This is a genomic window from Tardiphaga sp. 862_B3_N4_1, from assembly GCF_051811085.1.
Classification (GTDB): Bacteria; Pseudomonadota; Alphaproteobacteria; order Rhizobiales; family Xanthobacteraceae; genus Tardiphaga; species Tardiphaga robiniae.
The window spans coordinates 1,489,198-1,510,966 of the sequence record NZ_JBPWQB010000001.1 but is presented as its reverse complement, the minus strand read 5'-3'; the positions used below and the strand labels follow the sequence as shown (position 1 = coordinate 1,510,966).

The following is a 21,769-nucleotide window of genomic DNA, read 5'->3' as shown; positions in this document are numbered from 1 at the left end:
CGGCGGCGACCGCGATTGATCCGCGGCCGGCGCGCGCGAAGAGTTCATCGCAGTCTTCGGCCACGACCTGCGGGCAAAGCCCACCCCTGTCGTCCGACAGATCACGTCCAGAATTCGCGGCACGGCATCGATGCGCGGGATGGCCTCAACGTCCGCTTGAAAGTCTCCCGTCATACCCGCCAAGTTCACGTATCGCCTGCCTGTGGTGTCACACACCAATTGCGCGTGGCGGGAGATGTATCCCGCATCCCGACGTAGAACTTTCTTCGTCTCCGATTTGTTCTATATTGGTTCCTGCGGATGGAACCTGACTTTATTGCTTAGCTTTACTTGTGCGGATTACTTGCGGGATCGCTTGCTCAGGTCACCTGTTCAGGTCACTTGCGCCGGCGGCGCTGCTGACCCAGCCCCATTTTCTTGGCGAGCTGCGAACGCGCCACCGCATAGTTCGGCGCGACCATCGGATAGTCGGCCGGCAGGCCCCATTTCTCGCGATATTGTTCCGGCGTCATCGCGTACTGCGTGCGCAGATGGCGCTTCAACGACTTGAAGCGTTTTCCGTCCTCGAGACAGACCAGATATTCGGCGGTCATCGATTTCTTGACGGACACCGCCGGTTTGGCCGGCTCCGCTGCGACCTCCGGCCGGCCGTTCGACACCCGCACCAGGGCAGCGTGAACCTGACCGATCAGCGCCGGCAGTTCTGACGCCGGTGTTGGATTGTGACCGACATAGGCCGACACGATCGTCGCCGTGAGATCGATGAAGCTCTTGCCGGCGATGTCGTTCATGATCCGTCGTCTTTCAAGGATTGGAGCCGCACTTTACTTGACAATCATGCGGGCATTACAGCCACGAGGGCAATAACAACGTATAGCGCGCCGATTTCATTCTGCGCGCAAGATTAGTCGAGATCAGCTGAAAGTGACCGCCAACGGCAATGGGCTGAGCGTCAGCCCCTGTTGTCGAGATGTTCGCGCAACTCGTCGATCGAGGCGAAGCGCATCATGCCTTCGGGCATCTGCGCCTCGATGGAGCCGTCGGAATACAGCGAATAGGCCATGCCATCGACGACCCCCGATTTCAGCACGGTGACGTCCGGTGCTTGCGACGGCTCTTCAGCCGGCGTCGGCGGAACGTAGCGATCCGGAATCAGCGCGGCATCGGGCAGCTTGTCGCTTGGCGAGGACGAGGTACGGGCGGCGCGGCGGATCGCGTCGGAGCGCGACCGATCCGGCTGCGGCCAGGCATCCTCGAAACTCTTCGGCTGCTCGGCGGGCGCCTCCGGCGTTGGCATGGCCGCCTCGAATGCGGCAGCTGCCTCGGCCCTCTCCCGCTCCCGGCGCGACGACTGGAACAGCAGATTGCGACGCTTCGGCTCCTCAGGCACCGGTGCCTCGGCGGCCGCGGACGCAAGCCGCTCACGGTCGCGCAGCACTTCGTCCTGCCATGGGGGAACACCTGGCTCCGGAACGGCAGGTCGCGCGGCCGGCTGGTCACGGCTGAACAGCGGGGCCGGCGCCGGCGCGTCATCCGCCTCCTCTGCGTCCTCCCTCGGAACCGGCGGCAGTTTCAGTTCCCGGCGCGGCAGCCGGGGCGACGGAACCAGTTCATCGATCTCGCCCTGTGGTCCAAACTTCTTCAGCTCGCGGACGGCGAGCGCCATGCTGACCATGATCAGGCCGGTGCAGGCGCCGACCGTTCCGGTCAGGATCAGGGTATTGCCGAAGCCGAATTCCTTGACCGGAATGCCGAAGCCGATCGCGGCAAGGCCCGCCAGAATGACCCCGATCCCGGCAATCAGCAGCAATTTCATAGTCTTCGAACTCCTCGACGGACCACTCGCGAGTCTCGTCATGGGTGCCACGATAGCGTCATATTGCGTGCACCGCCAAACGGCATTTTGCGTTCATCCCTTGTACATCGGCCTGGTGGTAAGTTTTGGGAGAGTTTTCTTCCACCGGAGACAACAGGTTTGGGACAGCCGACGCCGATCTATCCCTAAACGGTAAAGCTTTTACCTTGTCCTGTTTGTTGCAACGCATTAAGAAACTTCAGCCACAATTCTCAATTACTTCAAAAGAGAAGTGCGCTATATCGATGCCGGGGAAACGAGGCTCAAAGAGCGCTAAAGCTGAGCCATTGGGGACACCGGGTTATCCATCGCCATGTCATCGATTACGACTGCGGCCATCGACACGCCAGTAAGGCGCTCGGTGGAACGGACGTGTGACGACCTCGCCATCCTGGCGCTTGTCGTTGTCAGTATCGTCGCAAGCTTCACGTTCCGGGACTACGGTCTCGGATGGGACGACTATACTCACGCTGAATATGCAGATCTTCTATTGAAGATGTACGGGTCGGGCTTCACCGACACCGGCGCTTTGTCGTTTGCAAATCTCTACATGTATGGCGGCGGCTTCGATATGGCGGCCGCGCTGCTGCACAAGATCATCCCGCTTGAGCTGTTCGAGACGCGACGCCTGCTCGGCGCGATCGTCGGCGTCATCGGCCTCGGCGTCACCTGGCGCCTCGGCCGCCGTGTCGCCGGCCCCGTGGGCGGCCTCGCCACGCTGCTGCTGCTGGCGCTGTGCCCGACCTTCTACGGCCATATGTTCATGAACCCGAAGGATGCGCCTTTCGCCGTGGCGATGGTCATCCTGATGCTCGGGCTGGTGCGCCTTGCGCAGGAATATCCGAATCCGTCGCCGCGCACGGTCCTGATCCTCGGCCTCGGTGCCGGCTGCGCGATCGGCTGCCGCATTCTCGCCGGCCTGACGCTGATCTACGCGGTGATCGGCTTCATGCCGCTGTGGATCGAGGATGTCCGCACCAATGGCGTGCGCGAGAGCGTGCACCGCTTGCTGCATGTCCTTTACGTGCTGCTGCCCGGCCTCGCTTTCGGCTATCTGATCATGGGCCTGATCTGGCCGTGGTCGATTCTCGAGCCCGCCAATCCGCTGCGCGCCCTGGGCTACTTCTCTCACTTCTTCGAGAAACCGTGGAAAGAGATGTTCGACGGCGCGATGATCTCGGTGCCGGACATGCCGTGGTCCTATCTGCCGACGCTGTTCGCGCTGCAGCTTCCGGAAGTGCTGCTCAGCCTCACCTTCGGCGGCATCGCGCTGACCATCATGTCGCTGTCGCGCGACACCGTGCCCGCACGTCGCAAGACCATCCTGTTGATGCTGACCTTTGCCGCCACATTGCCGCTGGTGATCGCCATGGTGAAGCGCCCGGCGCTGTATAACGGCATCCGGCATTTCATCTTCGTGCTTCCGCCGATGGCCGTGCTCGGCGGCGCGGCTTTCGCGGCGCTGATGGACTGGCTGCGCGTCAATCATCGCGGCGCGCAAGCGGCTGCCGTCGCCGTGTTCTCCTTCGGCCTGATGCTGCCGACGGCCGAGATGATCCGGCTGCATCCGTATCAGTACACCCACTTCAACTACATCGCCGGCACCGTTCGCCAGGCCGATGCGCTGTACATGCTGGACTATTGGGGCCTTGCGCTGAAGCAGGCCTCCGATGCGCTGCGCGAGCAGATCGTCGAGCGCCAGGAAAGCCCGCCGGTCGGCCGCAAGTGGAAGGTCGCCGTGTGCGGCCCGCAGCGTCCGGCACAGGTCGCGCTCGGTCCCGACTTCACCATCGGCTGGGACAGCCAGTCGGCCGACTTTGCGATGACGCTCGGCGAGTTCTACTGCAAGGGCCTCACCGCCCCCGTGATTGCCGAGATCAAGCGCGACGACGTCGTCTTCGCCAAAGTCTACGACATCCGCGGCAGCAGCATTTCGAGCCTGCTCGCGATCCCCGCGCCGTAAAATTCTGCGTTAGTACTAAGTTCCAAGTTTTCGTCGTGCCCGGCCTTGTGCCGGGCATCCACGTCTTGGCGATCATGAAAGGCGTGGATGGCCGGGACAAGCCCGGCCATGACGACTCTTGTTGTTCATGGCCCGTGTCGTAGACTAACGCGCCGCCTGAAACCTGATGTCGCCGTTGTTCAGAAAGCACGTCTTGCTGAACAGGCCGAGATCGACAGGATTCGGCAACCGCACATCGTCCAGATCGGGACATGGCTTCACGGCGGGGTCGTAGGACCGATGAATCTGCGAGATGAAGACGAAGATCAGCCCGCGTTCCCTCGCGAATGACTGCAGCGCACGCACCTGCACCATCAAGGCCGGGTTCTCGCGTTTCTGATCGAGCAGTTGCAGATAGTCGATCACCACAAGCGTGCCGCGCGGCGCATCGGCCAGTTTCCGGACGACGTAGTCGGCGCTGATGTCGTCGGAATTGTCGAATTCGAACAGAGTATCGAAACGCCCCCGCTCCACGCCGATGGCACTGAAACGGTCCAGCACGTCCTTTTCGCTGTATTCCAGCGAAAAGAACACGCTGCGATGGCCGGATTGCATCGCCTCCACGGCGAGCTTCAGGCTCATCAGCGTCTTGCCATGGCCCGGGCGCGCGCCGACCAGCACGAGATCGCCAGGAGACAGTTGTTCGAACAGTTTCGCGGCAGGTGCCACCGAAGACATTCGGGCCACAAGCAGGCTCCAGGCAGCAAAGCCTTCTCGCACGGCGATCCGGTCGAGTGCCTCGTGCAGAGGAATGTTATCGGCGCGGGATAGAAGCCTGGCCTTGCGCTTCAATTGATAAACAGGCGCAGAAAGACGCATTGTGAGAACCTCCTGGTGCGAGCGTTGTCACAACCCCTCCTTATGCTTGATGCTCGAACAGTTGGTTCGGTGATCAGAGAGCCCGGTATGATCGATACTTTCCCGCTGGAGGGGGGAGGCGTGGGCCGCGCCAGAATCACAGTGTAGCGCAATCCCCTTCCCCGCGAAATTGCGGACTTCCAATCGCCCGCCATCAATTCTCCCTCTTCGCCCGCGAATGACACGCCATGATGATCAATCGACGAACATTGCTGGCGGCTGCGCCGGCGCTCATGGCGTGGCCGGCCTTTGCCAAGGAAACGGCAAAGGACGCGCCGGCAGCGTTGCAAGCCTATGAACGCGACACCGGCGGGCGGATCGGCGTCTATGCCGAAAACCTCAAGACGGGCGCAAAGATCGCGTGGCGCGCCCATGAGCGCTTCGTGATGTGCAGCACGTTCAAGGCCTCGCTCGCCGCCTGCGTTCTCGCCCGCATCGACCGCGGCGAGGACAAGCCCGATCAGATGATTTCCTACGCCGCGGCGGACCTGCTCGACTACGCGCCGGTCGCGCGCGACAATCTTGCCAAGGGTGCGCTGTCGGTGGCCGACATGTGCAAGGCCATCGTCGAGCTCAGCGACAACACCTGCGCCAACATGCTGCTGGCGCGCGTTGGCGGTCCGGCCGCCCTCACCGCCTTCTGGAACAGGACCGGCGACAGCGTCTCGCGCCTCGATCACAACGAACCACTATTGAACCGTTCGCGTCCCGGCAATCCGCAGGACACAACTACACCTGCCGCGATGGCCGGCAACGTCAAACGCTTCGTGACAGGCGACGTGTTAACGCCCGCCTCGCGCGAACGCCTCACCGACTGGATGGTGAACTGCAAGACCGGCGACAAGCGCCTGCGCGCCGGGCTGCCGAAGACATGGAAGATCGGCGACAAGACCGGCAACAACGGCAAGGACGCCGCCGGCGACATCGCCGTGACCTGGCCGAAGCCAGACCAGCCCGTCGTCATCGCCGCCTATACGCAGGGCGGCACGCCGACGGCTCCGCAACTGGAGACGGTGTTCACGGCGATTGGCGAGATGGTCGGGCGGCAACTGGGATAGGCTGCGTCGTCGGCAGAACATCTGGCTTCCGGCGCGACATCGTTCCGACGACAATCCCGCCAAGAATCATGGCCATCGAGGCGATCAGCGACAGCTCGATCGCCTCGCCCAGCACCAGCGCGGAAATCGCAACGCCCATTACCGGCGTTGCCAGCAGGCCGAGCGACGTAATGGTCGCCGGCAGGCTGCGGTTGATGATCACCATCGCCCAATGCGCCAGCGCCGTGCCGAAGATCCCGCCGAACAGCAATGCGCCGACGAGTTCGCGCGTCCAGGCGATATCGGGGACGCCTTCGCGGATCAGCGCCAGCACTGTCAGCAGCACGCTCGCGAGCAGCGCCTGCCAGAACACGAGTTGAAACGGCTCGGAGATCCAGCGGTGGCCGCGGACATAGACGATGTTCGCCGCCCAGCACAGCGCCGCGAGTAATAACAGCCCGCTGCCGATCAGCGCATTGCCGTTGCTCCAGTCGAATGCCGACGGGTTGAACATGACAGCGATGCCGGCAAGCCCGAGCACGATGCCCGCGAGACGTTCTCGCGGAACGGGCTCACGCAGCAGCAGCCAAGCGGCCGGCGCGACCCAGAGCGGCGTGGTGTAGCCGAGCACGATGGAGCGCCCGACCGGCACAAATTGCAGGCCGAAGGCAACCAGCACCGAGAATAGGCCCATATGCAGAACCGCGACACTGACGATCACAGGCATGTCGCCGCGCCGCGGCACGATGAATTGCCGGCGCGCCAGCGTAATCGCCGCAAGAGCGAGCGTGGCAATCACGGCGCGGATCGCCACCGACCACAGCGGCGAAATGTGCTGCACCAGAAATTTCGTCAGCGTCCAGTTCAGCCCCCACATGGTCACGACGACGGCAAACAGCAGCAGCGCCGTGCGGCGCGACAGGGGATGTTCGGACATGGCTTCATCTCACGGCTTCGGTGCATGGCGCACTCGACAGACCGAGGACACTAGGTTTTACTGGCCCCAATCAAAGATCCATTCCAGTAAAAATGACTGAGCCAGTTTGATGGGCGACATTCTCGCAGGGCTGATCGATATCGCGCGCGGATCCGCGAGCGGCGAGACGTTGACGCGGCAGCTCTATGATCAGCTCCGCGCGGCGATCCTGAGCGGCGCGCTGCCGCCGGGCCATCGCCTGCCGTCGAGCCGCGACTGCGCGCTGCAGCTCGGCCTCGCGCGCAACACCGTCTCGTCCGTCATCGATCAGTTGGCCATGGAAGGCTATCTCGACGTCGCACAGGGACGACGCCCCATGGTCGCCGCCGCCGAGCGCAAGGCGTTGCTGACCGGGCGCAACATTGCCGGCAAGACGCCGAAGCCGCTCGGCCTGTCGCGCTGGGCCGAGCGCGTGCAGAAGTCGGATTGGCCGTTCATCAACAAAGGGCGGCCACTGCTGTTGGCCCCGGCGCTGGCAGATGCGCGGCTGTTTCCCCACGACATCTGGGCGCGCTGCCTGCGCCGCGCGGCGCGACGCGGATCGACCGGCGATCCCGCCATCAATCGCGCCTCGTTGCGCAACGCCCTGCTCCGCCATCTCATCGCCTATCGCGGCGTGCGGGCCGAGGCACGACAGATCATCCTGATGCCATCGGCGCAGTCTGCGCTTGAACTCATCGCGCGCGTGTTACTCGATGCCGGCGATCTCGCCTGGGTCGAAAGCCCCGGCTATGGCGGCGCATATGCGGCGCTCAATGCGGCCGGCGCGACCATGCGCGGCATTTCGCTGGATGGCAGCGGCCTCTCCATCAAAGGTCGGCGCGATCGCCCGCGGCTGATCTTCGTGACCCCGTCGCATCAGCATCCCACCGGACGGCTGATGCCTGTGAGCCGGCGGCAGCAATTGCTTGCATTTGCCAATGACATCGGGGCTGCCATCGTCGAGGACGACTATGACAGCGAATTCCACTATGACGGCCGCCCCGTCGCCGCCCTGCAGGGCCTCGATGACAGCGGCCGCGTGTTCTATGTGGGCACGTTCTCGAAACCGATGTTCGCGGATGTGCGCAGCGGCTACGCCATCGTGCCGCCGGATCTTGCCGACCTGTTCGAAAAGGCGCAGCGCCACGGCAGCCATATCGTGCCGGCGCCGGTGCAGGATGCGCTGGCCGAATTCATCGACGACGGTCACTTCGCGGCGCATATCCGGAAGATGACGCGTATCTATCGCAGCAGGCGCGATCACCTGCTGCAGGCACTGCAAGTTCATGCCGGCGATCACCTGACGATCGAACCGCCGGCCGGCGGCATGCAGTTGCTCGCCCATCTCGATCTCGATCGCGACGACCGCACCATTTCGGCACGACTTGCCGAGCTCGGCGTGACCGGCCGCCCGCTATCGATGTATTTCACCGGACCTGTGGCCGGCCAGGGATTGTTCATGGGCTTTTCCGCCTGGAACGAACAGGAGATCGACAAGGCCGCCGCCATCGTCGGACAGGTGCTGCGCGCCACAGCTCCGCCACGCGGCCGCTCCGGCAAGCCACCGAAGCGGCCGAAGGGCTGACGCGTTCCTATGCAGCCGCGAGCTTCCTCTCGACGGCCAGCGCCGCCGGCAGCGGTCGCCACAGCACCGTCATTTCCTGTATGAGGCCGGCGTCGTTCAGACGCCAGTAGTCGACGCCATCCAGCTGTTCTGTTCCAACGGTGATACCGAAGAAGGCGGACACGTGTTCGGGCCCCTGCAGCACTTCGCGGAAATCGAAGTTGTCGACGACACCCAGCAGCGCTGTCACCACCGGACGGATTGCCGCCTTGCCCTTGAATGGCTCCGCGGCAAGCGGCGTCTTCAGAACGATGTCGTCGGCCATATGCGAAAGCATGGCATCGAGGTCTTTGCGCTGCATCGCTTGGGTAAATGCATGGATGTGCGTGAGGTTCATGATCATGATCCTTTCGATCATATTAGAAGCGGCTTGCGCAACTCACTCCGCCGCTGTCGGCACGATGATGCCAAGCTTCGTCGCGACGCGTTGTGCGGTGGCCTCGCGTTGCGCGGTGATCTTCGCCACCGACTGACGGGTCTGCGCCAGCACCGTCGCCGGTGCGGTTTCGGGCGTGCCGCTGTGGAACGGCGGCTGTGGCGCGTATTCCATGAACAGCTGAATTCCCTGCGCCACCTCGTCGCCGCGCAGTTCTGCAGCCAGACGCAGCGCGCCATCAATGCCCGACGTCACGCCGGCGGCGAAGATCCAGTCGCCGTCGATCACCACGCGCTCGTTGACCGGCGTTGCGCCAAAATAGCGCAGCAGATGAAACGACGCCCAATGCGTGGTCGCGCGGCGGCCCATCAGCAATCCCGCAGCGCCGCAGATCAGCGCGCCGGTGCAGACCGAAAAGATTCGAGCATGTCCGGCCTGCTGACGGAGCCAATCGAGCACAACCGTATCGTCCATCAGCGCTTCCTGGCCGAAGCCGCCGGGCACATGCAGCACGTCGAGCTGGGGCGCGTCGCCAATGGCGGCATCCGGCGTAATACGGAGCCCCCTGTAGTCGCGCACGGGGTCGGTGGTCTTGCCATAGATTCGATAGGTCGAATTCGGGATTCGCGACAGCACTTCGAACGGGCCGGTGAGATCGATCTGGTCAAGCCCCTCAAACAACAGCGAGCCGATCTGGAGATGTTGGTCTGGCGGGATCATGGAATGCTCCAAGCATTTGTGAATGGACAAGCCGAACCTAGCCCGGCACAGTCTGGCGAATATGCCAAAGACCCCTCGTTCTCCGCCAAACTCTGTTGCGACGGTTCCGCGCGTTATCGACGTGCTGGCGTTCCCGTCGGTGCAACTGCTCGACGTGTCCGGCCCGCTGCAGGTCTTCGCCACGGTCAATGAGATCATGCAGCGCAAGGGACAACCTGCGCCCTATAGGCTGCGCGTGATCGCGCGCGGCGGCCATAGTGTGACCGCCTCTGCCGGACTTGGCCTCGCCGTGAGCGATCTGCCGCGCCAGGCCGAACCGATCGACACGCTATTGATTGCCGGCGGTCCCGGCGTCCATGCCGCCGCTTCCGATCCAGCTATGGTCGCCTGGGTCCGCAAGCGCGCGGCCAAGGCGCGGCGCACCGCCTCGGTCTGCACCGGCGCGTTCCTGCTTGCGTCAACCGGCGTACTCGACGGCCGTCGTGCCGCCACCCACTGGTCCTGGTGTTCCGAACTCGCGCAGCGCTTTCCCGACGTGCATGTGGAGTCCGACCCGATCTTCGTCCACGACGGCGCGTTCTGGACATCGGCCGGCGTGACCGCGGGAATCGATCTCGCGCTGGCGCTGGTGGAGGAAGACCTCGGACGCAGCGTCGCGCTGATGGTGGCGCGTCATCTCGTGGTGTTTCTCAAGCGCCCCGGCGGCCAGTCGCAATTCAGCGCGGCATTATCGCTACAGACCGCGGACGACAAATTCGGCGCGCTGCATGACTGGATCGGCAAGCATCTCGCCGACGACATTTCGCTACCCATGCTGGCAGAACAGGCCGGCATGAGCGAACGCAGCTTCAGCCGGCACTATGCGGACGCCACCGGCATCACGCCCGCCCGCGCCGTCGAGCAGTTGCGCGTCGAGGCCGCGCGGCGGCTGCTCTCGGAAACGAAACTGCCGGTGAAACGCATTTCGCAACGCTGCGGCTTCGGTTCCGAAGAAACCATGCGACGCAGCTTCCTGCGATTGCTTTCTGCTACGCCACAGGATTATCGCGCGCGTTTCAGTTCCTGAATGTCGCGATCGGGCCTTCTACCACCCTGGTAAGCATGTCTGCCGCGCAAACCGTCCGGCTTGCTGCCGCAACAGGGCGGGATTAGGCTGGCATCAGCCGAACGCCAAAACACTGCCAGTCAATCCGGGAGCACTCACCATGTCACCAGCCGAAGCCCGCCTCAAGGAAGTGCCATCGCATATGAGCGAGGGTGAATGGGCCCAGCGCGTCAATCTCGCCGCTGCCTATCGCCTCGTTGCGCTCTACGGCTGGGACGATCTCATCGACACCCACATCTCCGCCCGCGTGCCCGGCCCCGACCATCACTTCCTGATCAATCCCTATGGCCTGATCTTCGAAGAGATCACGGCATCGTCGCTGGTCAAGGTCGATCTCGACGGCAACCAGCTCTCCGAAAGCGAATACAGCATCAACCCGGCCGGCTTCACCATCCATTCGGCAATCCACGAAGTCCGCGAAGACGCCGGCTGCGTGATGCATCTGCACACCCCGGACGGCACCGCAGTGGCCTCCTGCATGGAGGGCCTGCAGCCGCTGAACCAGACTGCTCAGCTCGTGATCCCCGAACTCGCCTATCACGACTATGAAGGCGTCGCGCTCGATCACGACGAACGCCCCCGCCTGCAGAAGGATCTCGGCACCAAGAACGCCATGCTGCTGCGCAATCACGGCACGCTGACCGTCGGCCGCTCGGTCGCCTCGGCGTTCGAGCGCATGTATTACCTGGAACGCGCCTGCACCATGCAGGTCCGCACCCGGATGCTCGGCCCGACCGCCTATCCGGTCGACCAGATCGTCATCGACAAGAACGCCGTGCTGGTGGGCAACCCCGACAAGGCCGAATTGCGCTCGACCAAGCTGGTCTGGCCGCCGATGCTGCGCAAGCTCGACCGCCGCGATCCGTCTTACAAGACCTGAGATTTGGTGCTATAGAGAGGTTACATACCTCTACACAGTGATTCAAAACGCCGTCCAATTCCGGGCGGCGTTTTTATGTTTGGTGCAGACTGTCATTCCGGGGCGCGTGCGACGCCGCAGGCGAACCTCGGCCATTCCACTTGGAATGGCGGGGAATGACGAGCCTGGGATCACGGCCGCATGAACGCAAAATCCGTGTCGGGATCGCAATTATCGGCAACGAAATGCAGCTCCGACTGTACGTCAGCCGTGGTCCTTGTCTCCAGATACTTCGAGACCACGAGATTCACGAGGGAGCGACAGACGCTGTCCTGATCGACCCCGGCGGTCTGAGCTGCCGCCATCGCGGCAGAGAAATGAGTATTGGCGATTTCGGCTGCGGACATTGCATCCTCCCTTTTTTTGTCTTTCGATCAGGAAAGCCTGACGCAAGCCTTGATGTGGGTCAACGCGAAGGCAGTCGTCATCCCAACACTCCGTCATGGCCGGGCTAAAGCGCGAAGCGCAGCTTCGCTAGATGTCCCGGCCATCCGCGCCTCAGCTCGCGGCCAAGACGTGGATGCCCGGCATATGCCGGGCATGACGGCTATTGCCAGCTTACTTCTTCACATCCGCCAGCGCCGCAATGATCCGCGCCCACGACCGGATGCCCTTGTGGAAGCTCTTGAGGTCGTACTTCTCGTTCGGCGAATGGATATTGTCGTCATCGAGGCCGAAGCCGATCAGGAGCGAGTCCAGACCGAGCGTGCGCTTGAAATCCGCGACGATGGGAATCGACGCACCTGAGCCGATCAGCAGCGCCTGCTTGCCCCATTCGTCGGTCAGCGCATCGCGCGCAGCGGCGAGCGGCTTCATGTTCCAGTCGAGCGCGATGGCCGGCGCATTGGAATGATCGAGAAACTCCGCCGTGCAATCGCCGGGCAATTGCGACGTGACGAAAGCCCGGAACGCATCGCGGATCTTGCCGGGGTCCTGACCCTCGACGATGCGGAACGAAACTTTCGCCGACGCATGCGAGGCGATCACCGTCTTGGAGCCCTCGCCCGTGTACCCACCGACGATGCCGTTGATATCGCAGGTCGGACGCGACGTGATCTGTTCGATCAGTTCGCGGCCCCGCTCGCCGGCCGGAATAGAGAGACCGATCGGCTTGAGGAAGCTCTCCGCGGTGAGACCGAGGCCCTTCCACTGCGCCAGAATATCGGCAGGCAAATCCTTCACGCCATCATAGAAGCCGGGAATGGTGATGCGGCCATTGTCGTCATGCAGCTTGCCGAGAATATTGGTCAGCACGCGGATCGGATTGCGCGCACCGCCGCCATAGATGCCGGAATGCAGATCGCGGTTGGCTGCAGTGATCTTCACCTCTTCATAGACGAGCCCGCGCAGCGACGTGGTGATCGCCGGGGTGCTCGGGTCCCACATGCCGGTGTCGCACACCACCGCGAAATCGGCGGCGAGATCCTTCTTGTTGGCTTCGAGGAACGGCACGAAATTCTTCGAGCCGACCTCCTCCTCGCCTTCGATGCAGATGGTGAGATCGATCGGCAGCGAGCCTGTGACATTCACCCAGGCCCGGCAGGCTTCCACGAAGGTCGAGAGCTGGCCCTTGTCGTCCTGCGCACCGCGCGCAACGATGATGTCGCGGCCATCGGCATGTTTGGTGACCACCGGCTCAAACGGAGGACGATGCCACAGGTTCAGCGGATCGACCGGCTGAACGTCGTAATGACCATAGAACAGAACATGCGGCCGCTTGCCGGTGTTGCCCTTGGCGGTGGCGACGATAGCGGGATGGCCCGCCGTCGGCCGTACCTCGGCGTTGAAGCCCAGGCCCTCGATCTCGCCGGCCAGATGCTTTGCCGCCGCCTTGCAGTCCTCGGCGTAAGCCGGATCGGCGGAAATCGACTGGATCCGCAACAGCGCGAACAACCGCTCCAGGGCCTTGTCGAAATCGGCATCGACGCGATCGAGAACGGATGCAAGCTGCGTATTGGACATGAGCGAATTTCCTTAAGCGTGATGGTCCGGAATTTCGGTGGAATCTAGCAGCACCGGCGGGTGGTGCATATGCCAGATCAATCCGCCTGCGAGGATGGCCGTTGCCAGCAGATTATTGCCCCAGGCCTGCAGCATCGCCGGGAATACCGGGATCGACAGCGCCATCAGCACGCCAATGATGCCAAGCAGCCACCATGTCCCGGTCCGTACATTCGGCCTGGGATCATCGGCGGCGCGATGCATCAGCACCGTGAGCGGCAGAAACAGCCACATGAAGTAATATTGCCGCGCCAGCGGCGATGCCACCGTCATCAGGCAGAACAGGATGCCGAGTTCTTCGGCACGTGAGCGCGGCGTGAGTTTCGATCGCGGCAAAAGCGACCAAATGAAGCCGAGGCCGATCAGACCAGACACCGCGAGCACGATCAGGTTCGCGGTTTTGTAGCTGACATCGATCACGTTCATCGTGGCCGATCCACGCTTGCGATCGTCCTGGAAATAATCGATCGGCCGCACCAGACGATGCGTCATCGCGATGATCGACTGATTGACCCAGGACCAGTTCTGTTCGTCGCGCTGGCCGAACCCCTTCTCGGAGCTGGAGCCGACCATTTCGGTGTACCAGGTCTTCACCTCGGCCGCATTGCGCGCGAAGCCGCGAAACGGCGCCGGCACCACATAGAGCAACAGCAGCGTGCAGATGATCATGCTGGCCGAGGCCGCCCAGTGCCGCCGCCAGATCAGATAGGGTAGCACCGCCACCGGAAACACCTTGATGGCCGTGGCGAGCGCAAACATGCTGCCGCCGAGCCACGGCCGATCCTTCTGCATCCACCAGAAGCCGAGCAGCATCATCGCCAGCAGCACCAGATTGGGCTGGCCGAGATCGTACATGTCGAACACGAAGGTGATGGTCGCAAAGCCCGGCAGCGCCGCGAGCCAGGCCGCCGGAATCTTCTTCGAGCCGGTCATGGCATTGGACAGCTGGCTGGTGATCGCCCAGGCCGCCGAATTCAAGATCGAGAGCAAGAGATAGAGCGGGATCTTGCCGAACCAGCTCGGGAGCGCCAGCAAGACCGCGGACAGCGGTGGATAGATGAAGTCCAGCGCACCATTGGTCTTCGCCTCATAGAGCGGCGCACCATGCAGCACCTGCCGCCCAGCCCAGAACCACAGCGCGTAGTCCTTGGTCTTGCCGTTGCCGAAGATTTCCGGGACGAGCACATCCGCCGTCAGCAGGACGCAGGTGATCAGGAACAGCACGTCCAGCGGCTGCCGCAAGGACGGCCACCGCAAAACCGGCATTTCGCCGTCACTTTTCGTCACTTCGCAGTCCCGCTTCAAAGACGCACCAAGGCAGCGCGTTCAGACCGCGGTGGGTAGCAGATGGCGCCGGACCTGCAAAGGCGCAGACCGGCGTATACCGACGTGGTGAATGGCACTTACCGCTTCAAAATCCCGCCCAGCGTCCCGCGCACGATCTCGCGGCCGATCGAGCTTCCCAGCGAGCCGCCCACCTGCTTGCCGATATTGGCGACGATGCCACCGACGACCTTATTGGTCACGCTGCGGGTGACGCTCCGCGCAATCACCTGGCCGGTGGAGAGCCTGTTGCGGCCGGTATTGGTGCCGAAGATGGTGCCCACGATGGCACCGAGCTGGCCCAGAAATCCGCCGCCACCACCGCCCGCCGCGTCGCCAGCCTCGGCGGGCGTCGCCGCCGTGCCGGCGATGCGCTTCTGCAGCGTCTCGTAGGCGGATTCGGAATCGATCGCGGTGTCGTATTTGCCCTTCACCGGGCTCGCCGCGAGGATCGCCTTGCGCTCCTCAGGCGTGATCGGCCCGATACGTGCGGTCGGCGGACGCACCATGATGCGTTCGACCATCGCAGGCGTGCCGTTGCCTTCGAGGAACGAGACCAGTGCCTCGCCCTTGCCGAGTTCGGTGATGACCGTGGCCGTGTCGAGTTTCGGATTGGCACGGAAGGTCTGTGCTGCCGCCTGCACCGCCTTCTGGTCCCGCGGCGTAAAGGCGCGCAGAGCGTGCTGAACGCGATTGCCGAGCTGGGCGAGTACGCGATCGGGCACATCGATCGGGTTCTGGGTGACGAAATAGACGCCGACGCCCTTGGAGCGGATCAGGCGCACGACCTGTTCGATCTTGTCGAGCAGCGCCTTCGGCGCATCGTTGAACAAGAGATGCGCCTCGTCGAAGAAGAATACCAGTTTGGGCTTCGGCAGGTCGCCGACTTCGGGCAATTCCTCGAACAGTTCCGAGAGCAGCCACAGCAGGAAGGTTGCGTAGAGCCGCGGGCTCGACATCAGCTTGTCGGCGACGAGGATATTGACCATGCCACGGCCGTCGCGGTCGGTCTTGAGAAAATCTTTCAGCTCCAGCGCCGGCTCGCCGAAGAATTTATCGGCGCCCTGGTTCTCCAGCACGAGCAATTGGCGCTGGATGGTGCCGATCGTCGCCTTGGTGACGTTTCCGAAGCTCAAGGCTGACTTGCGGACATCGGCGAGTGGATCGACCTCGTCCTTCTTGGCGGTCATCGGCACGATGGCATCGAGCAGCGCGCGCAGATCCTTCATGTCGAGCAGCGTCAGACCGTTCTCGTCGGCGACGCGGAAGGCGACGTTGAGCACGCCTTCCTGCACATCGTTGAGATCGAGCAGCCGCGCCAGCAATAGTGGCCCCATCTCCGAGATGGTCGCGCGCACCGGATGGCCCTGCTCGCCGAACACGTCCCAGAACACGGTCGAGAACTGATCGGGCTGGAACGTCAGCGCCATCTCCTTGGCGCGCTGCAAAATAAAGTCCTTGCCCTCGCCGACTTCGGCTATCCCCGAGAGGTCGCCCTTGATGTCCGCAGCGAAGACCGGCACACCGGCACGTGCAAAGCCCTCCGCCATCACCTGCAGCGATACGGTTTTACCTGTTCCCGTCGCGCCCGTGACGAGACCGTGGCGATTGCCGAGGGCCAGCGTCAGCCATGCCGGTTGGTCGCCCTTGCCGATGAAGATCTTGCCGTCGGTATCGCCTGACTTCAGTTCGGTGGTCGCCATCGGATCGCCTCTGTCGCGCGCATCAAGAAAAAGATTTCAAAAAAATTTGCGGCTCACCATGATCTTACCGCATCTTGGCGAGCGATTGAAACGCAAAGCGTTCCCGCCACACCTGAAACCCGTCCGTCGTTCCCACGGACGAAACACAAGCCGTATCTTTTTGCTCTTTCCAAAGTACGGCGCTGTCGCATCTGCGAACAATTGACCAAAATTTCACGTTTGCTCTTGCATTGGTGCAACACTCGATACGCGATCACACTGAATCGCACGTCGGGCGAGTTGGCGCGCTTGTAATTCGAATCACAGCGGCTCAAGATCACTTTTCAACATAAGGGCATCGGCACTCAACCGATGTGAGGCGGGGCATCATGGACGAATTAATCAAAGCGCTGACCGCAAAGGTCGGCATCGACGAAGCTGTGGCTGAAAAGGCTGTCGGCATTATCTTGGGGTTCCTGCGCAAGGAAGCACCGGCCGCGCCGGTCAATGCGCTCATCGAAAAAATTCCGGGTGCGGATGCAGCCATCGCATCGTCAGAGGGCGGTGGTGGATTGAGCAGCCTGATGGGCGGCGGCATCATGGCCCTGGGCAGCAAGCTGATGGGTCTCGGCCTCGGCATGGGCGAGATCCAGAGCGTCGCGCGCGAACTGTTCAAGTTCGGCCGCGAGAAGATCGGCGCGGATGCCATGGACGAGATCGTTGCCGGCACACCTGGCCTGAGCCAGTTCTCCTGACCGTCTGTTACGTCAGCAGCCGCGCGTAAGCGTCCAGCATCTTCATACGTCCGATCTTCATACGTCTGAGTACCATGACATATCCCATCTCCAAGATTGACGGTTTGACGGCCTTCGCCGCGACCAAACTGAAAAAGGCAGGCATCCGCACCATGGAAGGGCTGCTGGACGCCGCTCACTCCGCGAAGTGCCGCAAGGAACTCGCTGCCAAGACCGGGTTCAGCGAACAGCAACTGCTCGAATGGGCGAACCTCGCCGACTACCTGCGCATCCCCGGCATGGGCAAGGCCAAGGCCGAACTGCTCCGCGCCTCCGGCGTCAACACGGTACGCGAATTGACCCACCGCAACCCGTCCCGCCTGGCTCAGGCGATGCGCGAGGCCAACGACAAGCGCAAGCTGGTGCGGGCGATGCCCTCCGAGAAGTCGGTCGGCGACCTGATCGAAAAGGCCCGCCAGCTGCCGCTGAAGATTTCGTATTGAGCCTCTCGTCATTCCCCGGCACACCAATTGGTGTGCCTGAGGGCACGCGCAGCGCTAGCGGAGCGTGAACCTCAGCCACTCCGATTGGAGTGACGGGGAATCCCGAGATGGCTGAAACGCCGGATCGCTTCACGCTGCAAGATTCCGGGTTCGCCTGCGGCTCACGCCGCATGCGCCCCGGAATGACGTTTTGATCCATCTTGACTCCCTCCCCCCGACCGCGCAAAGCGACCTCATGATCGCGCGTCCGACAACGTCTGCTCCGACGGTCCACCCGGTGCTGGCCGCGCTGCTGGCATCGCCGGTGCCTGCCGTGATGGGTATCCTGAACGTCACCCCGGATTCCTTCTCCGATGGCGGCCAGTTCGATGCCCCCGAGCGTGCGCTGGCGCAGGCCAGGCGAATGATCGCCGAGGGCGCGGGGATCATCGACATCGGCGCCGAGTCCACGCGCCCCTATGGGTCCCGGCCTGTCACCGCCGATGAAGAATGGGCGCGGCTCGTGCCGGTGCTGGCCGACGTGGTCGCGCTCGGCACGCCGGTGTCGATCGACAGCATGAAGGCGTCCGTCGTCGCGAAAGCGCTCGCCGCCGGCGTCGCCATCGCCAATGACATCTGGGGACTGCAGCGCGATCCCGACATGGCGCGCGTCATCGCCGAGCACAGCGCGCCTGTGGTCGTCATGCATAACCGCGACGAGGTCGATGGCAGCATCGATATCGTCGCCGACATGAAAAGCTTCTTCGCGCGCTCGCTGGAGATCGCCGCCAGGGCCGGCATCCCTGCGGGCCACATCGTACTCGACCCCGGCATCGGCTTCGGCAAGACGCCTGAGCAGAGCATGATTGCGCTGGCGCGGTTCGACGCGCTGACCAGCTTCGGCCTGCCGGTGCTGATCGCCGCCTCGCGCAAGAAATTCATATCGACCGTCGTACCGTCGGAGCCGCAGCAGCGCATCGGCGGATCCCTCGCCGCGCATCTGCTGGCGGTGCGGCACGGCGCCAAAATCGTCCGCGCGCATGACGTCGCGGAAACCGTTCAGGCCCTGCGCGTCACCGCAGCCATCGAGGACTTAAGATGACCGACATGATCTTCATCAAGGGCGTATCCGTGCATGCCCATCACGGCGTGCTCGACTACGAAGGCGTCGTCGGGCAGCGCTTCGTCATCGATCTCGAACTCGATGCCGATATCGACCTTGCCTCGCGCACCGACCGCCTTGCCGATACCGTGTCCTATGCCAATGTCGTCGCCACCGCGATCGCCGCTTTCAAGGACACCAATTACAAGCTGCTGGAACGCGCTGCCGGTGCGGTGGCCGATGCGGTGCTCGCGGATTTTCCGCGCATCAGCTCGGTCAAGGTCACCGTGCACAAGCCGCACGCGCCGATCGCCGCGATCTTCGACGATGTCGGCGTGGTGCTGCGCAGATCGCGGGCGTAACCGATGGCCAGCGTCCTCATCGCGCTCGGCGGCAATGTCGGCGATGTCCGCATGACCTTCCGCAAGGCGATCGGCAATATCTGCGGCATGACGCAGGCCGCGTTGATCGAACGCTCGGCAGACTACAGCACGCCGCCAGTCGGCGATGTGCCGCAGGACCACTTCGTCAATGCGGCAATCGAGATCGAGACCGAACTCGATCCGCACGCGCTGTTGTTCACGCTGCACAGGATCGAACACAAGTTCGGCCGCAACCGCGTTGCCGAGGGGCACTGGGGTCCGCGGCCGCTCGATCTCGACATGATCGCCTATGACGACGTGGTCATCGCCAAGCCGGAACTGCACCTGCCCCACCCGCGCGCCACCACCCGCGCCTTCGTTCTGGTGCCGCTAGCCGAGATCGCCCCGGAGCGGGTGATCGCGGGCAAGACCGTTGCCGAGCATCTGAAGGCGCTCTCAACCGCCGGCATCGAGAAGCTGCCCGACCTCGATTGAGCGCCAACACGCCGGAACTATCCTCACAAGATCACTCGCAGATCCCACGGCGCGACCAGCTCGGACCAGATTGGTTTGGCTCTGTGCCCCGCCCCTCACCCGTCGTCGCTGCGCGACGCCGCCCTCTCCCCGCATTGCGGGGAGAGGGAAGAAAGCGCCAATTCCGCGCATCCCCATGCTCGAACAGCCATTGGCAACCCCTTCTCGGCATGGCATTTTCCGGCTCAACCACGAAGCAATACCGGGAGTGAAGTTCCTCAATGTCGACTGCGACTGACGACCTGCGGCTGGCCGCCGATTTTGCGCCTGCGAGTTACGATGACTGGCGCAAGCTCGTCGATGGCGTGCTGAAAGGCGCGCCGTTCGAGAAGCTGATCAGCAAGACCTATGACGGCGTCAAGATCCAGCCGATCTATCCGCGCGGCCGGGATGCGGCGCCGATTGCCAGCCGCCCGCCCGCGGCCCCATGGCAGATCATGCAGCGGATCGACCACCCGGATGCCGGCAAGTCGAACAAGCAGGCGCTGCACGATCTCGAAAACGGCGCCACTGGTCTCACGTTGGTGTTCGAAGGTGCCAATGGCGCGCGGGGGTTCGGCCTCGTCGCCTCGCCCGACACCATCGAGACGCTGTTCGACGGCATCTATCTCGACGCCGGGATCGGCATCGAACTCCATGCCGGCCCGCAGTCGCGCATGGCCGTGACGCATCTGGCCGATTACATCAAGACGAAGGGCATCGATCCCGCCACATGCGACATCCGCTTTGGTCTCGATCCCATCGGCGCCACCGCAGTATGGGGCACCAGCGCCTATAACTGGTGGGAGATGGCGCCGGCCGTCACCGACGCCATCAAGAAGCTCGCCGCGCAAGGCTTCAAGGGCCCGTTCGCCGTCGCCGACGGCCGCATTATCCACGATGCCGGCGGCTCCGAAGTGCAGGAACTGTCCTACGTCCTGGCGGTGATGGTGTCCTATCTGCGCGCGATGGAAGACCACAACATTCCGCTCGAGACGGCCCGCGGCATGGTCTATGCGCGTCTCGCGGCTGATGCCGATCAGTTTCTCACCATGGCGAAATTCCGCGCGCTGCGCCTCTTATGGGCGCGCGTCGAGGAAAGCTGCGGCCTCGCGCCGAAGCCGCTGTTCATCGCTGCCGACACCGCATGGCGCATGCTCACCCAGCGCGATCCCTATGTGAACATGTTGCGCGCGACCATGGCCACCTTTGCTGCCGGTCTCGGCGGCGCCAACTCCATCTGCGTGCTGCCGCATACGCTGGCGCTCGGCCTGCCCGACGGTTTCGCGCGCCGTGCTGCGCGCAACACCCAACTGGTGCTGCTGGAAGAGTCCAATCTCGCCAAGGTCACCGATCCCGCCGCCGGTGCCGGCGGCATCGAGGCGCTGACGCGCGAACTGTGCGACGCCGCATGGGCCCAGTTCCAGGACATCGAAAAAGCCGGCGGCGCCTTCCCGGCGCTTGGCAACAATGTGATCCAGCCGAAGGTCGCCGCCACCCGTGCCGCGCGTCAGGCCAGCGTCGCCAAGCGCCGCGAAGTGCTCACCGGCGCCAGCGAATTCCCGAACCTGCATGAGGCCCGCGCCAGTGTGCTGAAGGTGAAGCCGATCCCCGGCAAGCCCTATGGCAAGGACAAGATCAAGTTCAACCCGCTGGAACCGATCCGGCTGGCCTCGCCCTTCGAGGCGCTGCGCGACAAGTCGGATCACCTGCTGGCACGCAAGGGTGCCCGTCCGAAAGTGTTTCTGGCCAATCTCGGCACGCCGGCCGATTTCACGGCCCGCGCGACCTTCGCCAAGAGCTTTTTCGAGACCGGCGGCATCGAAGCCCTCGACAGCGACGGTTTCTCCGATCCGGCCGTACTCGCCAAGGCCTGGAAGGCCTCCGGCGCCGCGCTGGTATGTATCTGCTCGTCCGACAAGCTCTATGCCGGCCAGGCCGCGCCCGCAGCAAAAGCGCTTCAGGCCGCCGGCGCGAAGCATATCTATCTGGCAGGCCGCCCCGGCGACCTCGAGGCGCCCTTGCGCGACGCAGGCGTTAGGGATTTTATCATTGCCGGCGGCGATGCGCTGGCGATGCTGGTGCAGGCCCATGATCTACTAAATTCGGCCTGATG

At 63.3% G+C, this 21,769-nt stretch carries 21 protein-coding genes; 11 read left to right on the top strand and 10 right to left on the bottom strand.

What is annotated here, in order from left to right; translation table 11 throughout:
• Nucleotides 1-377: 377 nt before the first annotated feature.
• Together AB8B02_RS06910 and AB8B02_RS06905 are read right to left on the bottom strand one after the other, a co-directional pair.
• On the bottom strand, nucleotides 378-791 hold the full coding sequence (locus tag AB8B02_RS06910) for a MucR family transcriptional regulator (RefSeq protein WP_089267012.1): 414 nt from the start codon (nucleotides 789-791) through the stop codon (nucleotides 378-380).
• A 161-nt stretch (nucleotides 792-952) separates the two neighbouring features.
• Entirely contained in the window at nucleotides 953-1,816 is an 864-nt protein-coding gene (locus AB8B02_RS06905; protein WP_439063511.1) for a hypothetical protein, read from the bottom strand.
• 352 nt (nucleotides 1,817-2,168) lie between these two features.
• Between AB8B02_RS06905 and AB8B02_RS06900 the strand changes: the two genes are divergently transcribed.
• Nucleotides 2,169-3,818, top strand: coding sequence for a glycosyltransferase family 39 protein (locus tag AB8B02_RS06900; RefSeq protein ID WP_089267010.1), 1,650 nt, complete (start codon nucleotides 2,169-2,171; stop codon nucleotides 3,816-3,818).
• Nucleotides 3,819-3,962: 144 nt separating this feature from the next.
• Here AB8B02_RS06900 and AB8B02_RS06895 read toward each other — a convergent pair whose 3' ends face one another.
• Complete coding sequence (locus AB8B02_RS06895; protein WP_439057961.1) at nucleotides 3,963-4,676, bottom strand: DNA helicase; 714 nt, start codon at nucleotides 4,674-4,676, stop codon at nucleotides 3,963-3,965.
• A 227-nt stretch (nucleotides 4,677-4,903) separates the two neighbouring features.
• On the opposite strand from AB8B02_RS06895, the gene bla reads away from it, so the two are divergent.
• Nucleotides 4,904-5,773 (top strand): class A beta-lactamase, encoded by an 870-nt coding sequence (gene bla, locus AB8B02_RS06890; RefSeq protein ID WP_439063510.1) that lies wholly within the window; start codon nucleotides 4,904-4,906, stop codon nucleotides 5,771-5,773.
• On the opposite strand, the gene AB8B02_RS06885 is transcribed toward bla, so the two are convergent.
• Nucleotides 5,733-6,689 carry a DMT family transporter gene (locus AB8B02_RS06885; protein ID WP_439057957.1) on the bottom strand — a complete coding sequence of 319 codons (957 nt, stop codon included), beginning with the start codon at nucleotides 6,687-6,689 and terminating at the stop codon, nucleotides 5,733-5,735. The two genes, bla and AB8B02_RS06885, sit on opposite strands and share 41 nt — an antisense overlap.
• 109 nt (nucleotides 6,690-6,798) lie before the next feature.
• Between AB8B02_RS06885 and AB8B02_RS06880 the strand changes: the two genes are divergently transcribed.
• The gene (locus AB8B02_RS06880) at nucleotides 6,799-8,295 is read left to right on the top strand and encodes a PLP-dependent aminotransferase family protein (protein ID WP_439063509.1); all 1,497 of its coding nucleotides are present in this window, start codon (nucleotides 6,799-6,801) and stop codon (nucleotides 8,293-8,295) included.
• 7 nt (nucleotides 8,296-8,302) lie between these two features.
• Here the strand turns inward: AB8B02_RS06880 and AB8B02_RS06875 are convergent, their stop codons facing one another.
• Both AB8B02_RS06875 and AB8B02_RS06870 read right to left on the bottom strand, forming a co-directional pair.
• Complete coding sequence (locus AB8B02_RS06875; RefSeq protein WP_439063508.1) at nucleotides 8,303-8,671, bottom strand: nuclear transport factor 2 family protein; 369 nt, start codon at nucleotides 8,669-8,671, stop codon at nucleotides 8,303-8,305.
• 42 nt (nucleotides 8,672-8,713) lie between these two features.
• Nucleotides 8,714-9,430: a DJ-1/PfpI family protein gene (locus tag AB8B02_RS06870; protein ID WP_439063507.1), complete on the bottom strand. Its 717-nt coding sequence runs from the start codon at nucleotides 9,428-9,430 to the stop codon at nucleotides 8,714-8,716.
• A gap of 61 nt (nucleotides 9,431-9,491) precedes the next feature.
• Here AB8B02_RS06870 and AB8B02_RS06865 point away from each other — a divergent pair, with 61 nt between their 5' ends.
• Together AB8B02_RS06865 and AB8B02_RS06860 are read left to right on the top strand one after the other, a co-directional pair.
• Nucleotides 9,492-10,496, top strand: coding sequence for a GlxA family transcriptional regulator (locus tag AB8B02_RS06865; RefSeq protein WP_439064605.1), 1,005 nt, complete (start codon nucleotides 9,492-9,494; stop codon nucleotides 10,494-10,496).
• 139 nt (nucleotides 10,497-10,635) lie between these two features.
• Nucleotides 10,636-11,415 (top strand): class II aldolase/adducin family protein, encoded by a 780-nt coding sequence (locus AB8B02_RS06860; protein ID WP_439063506.1) that lies wholly within the window; start codon nucleotides 10,636-10,638, stop codon nucleotides 11,413-11,415.
• 170 nt (nucleotides 11,416-11,585) lie between these two features.
• On the opposite strand, the gene AB8B02_RS06855 is transcribed toward AB8B02_RS06860, so the two are convergent.
• The 4 genes from AB8B02_RS06855 to AB8B02_RS06840 all read right to left on the bottom strand — a co-directional run bounded on the left by AB8B02_RS06855 (nucleotide 11,586) and on the right by AB8B02_RS06840 (nucleotide 16,481).
• A complete protein-coding gene (locus tag AB8B02_RS06855) occupies nucleotides 11,586-11,801 on the bottom strand; it encodes a hypothetical protein (RefSeq protein ID WP_093759036.1) in 216 nt (71 codons plus the stop codon).
• A gap of 211 nt (nucleotides 11,802-12,012) precedes the next feature.
• Complete coding sequence (locus tag AB8B02_RS06850) at nucleotides 12,013-13,416, bottom strand: M20/M25/M40 family metallo-hydrolase (RefSeq protein WP_231077372.1); 1,404 nt, start codon at nucleotides 13,414-13,416, stop codon at nucleotides 12,013-12,015.
• Between the two features lie 12 nt (nucleotides 13,417-13,428).
• Nucleotides 13,429-14,721 (bottom strand): glycosyltransferase family 87 protein, encoded by a 1,293-nt coding sequence (locus tag AB8B02_RS06845; protein WP_439064604.1) that lies wholly within the window; start codon nucleotides 14,719-14,721, stop codon nucleotides 13,429-13,431.
• A 137-nt stretch (nucleotides 14,722-14,858) separates the two neighbouring features.
• Nucleotides 14,859-16,481: a helicase HerA-like domain-containing protein gene (locus tag AB8B02_RS06840; RefSeq protein WP_439063505.1), complete on the bottom strand. Its 1,623-nt coding sequence runs from the start codon at nucleotides 16,479-16,481 to the stop codon at nucleotides 14,859-14,861.
• A 368-nt stretch (nucleotides 16,482-16,849) separates the two neighbouring features.
• Here AB8B02_RS06840 and AB8B02_RS06835 point away from each other — a divergent pair, with 368 nt between their 5' ends.
• The 6 genes from AB8B02_RS06835 to AB8B02_RS06810 all read left to right on the top strand — a co-directional run bounded on the left by AB8B02_RS06835 (nucleotide 16,850) and on the right by AB8B02_RS06810 (nucleotide 21,767).
• A complete protein-coding gene (locus AB8B02_RS06835) occupies nucleotides 16,850-17,215 on the top strand; it encodes a hypothetical protein (protein ID WP_068734292.1) in 366 nt (121 codons plus the stop codon).
• 74 nt (nucleotides 17,216-17,289) lie between these two features.
• Nucleotides 17,290-17,697 (top strand): DUF4332 domain-containing protein, encoded by a 408-nt coding sequence (locus tag AB8B02_RS06830; protein ID WP_439063504.1) that lies wholly within the window; start codon nucleotides 17,290-17,292, stop codon nucleotides 17,695-17,697.
• 235 nt (nucleotides 17,698-17,932) lie between these two features.
• Nucleotides 17,933-18,778, top strand: a complete 846-nt coding sequence (folP, locus tag AB8B02_RS06825; RefSeq protein WP_089267000.1) for a dihydropteroate synthase — start codon at nucleotides 17,933-17,935, stop codon at nucleotides 18,776-18,778.
• Nucleotides 18,775-19,140, top strand: coding sequence for a dihydroneopterin aldolase (gene folB, locus AB8B02_RS06820; RefSeq protein WP_089266999.1), 366 nt, complete (start codon nucleotides 18,775-18,777; stop codon nucleotides 19,138-19,140). The genes folP and folB overlap by 4 nt, the downstream gene beginning before the upstream one ends.
• Before the next feature lie 3 nt (nucleotides 19,141-19,143).
• Complete coding sequence (gene folK, locus AB8B02_RS06815; RefSeq protein ID WP_089266998.1) at nucleotides 19,144-19,635, top strand: 2-amino-4-hydroxy-6-hydroxymethyldihydropteridine diphosphokinase; 492 nt, start codon at nucleotides 19,144-19,146, stop codon at nucleotides 19,633-19,635.
• A 260-nt stretch (nucleotides 19,636-19,895) separates the two neighbouring features.
• The gene (locus AB8B02_RS06810; RefSeq protein WP_439063503.1) at nucleotides 19,896-21,767 is read left to right on the top strand and encodes a methylmalonyl-CoA mutase family protein; all 1,872 of its coding nucleotides are present in this window, start codon (nucleotides 19,896-19,898) and stop codon (nucleotides 21,765-21,767) included.
• The last annotated feature ends 2 nt before the right edge of the window (nucleotides 21,768-21,769 follow it).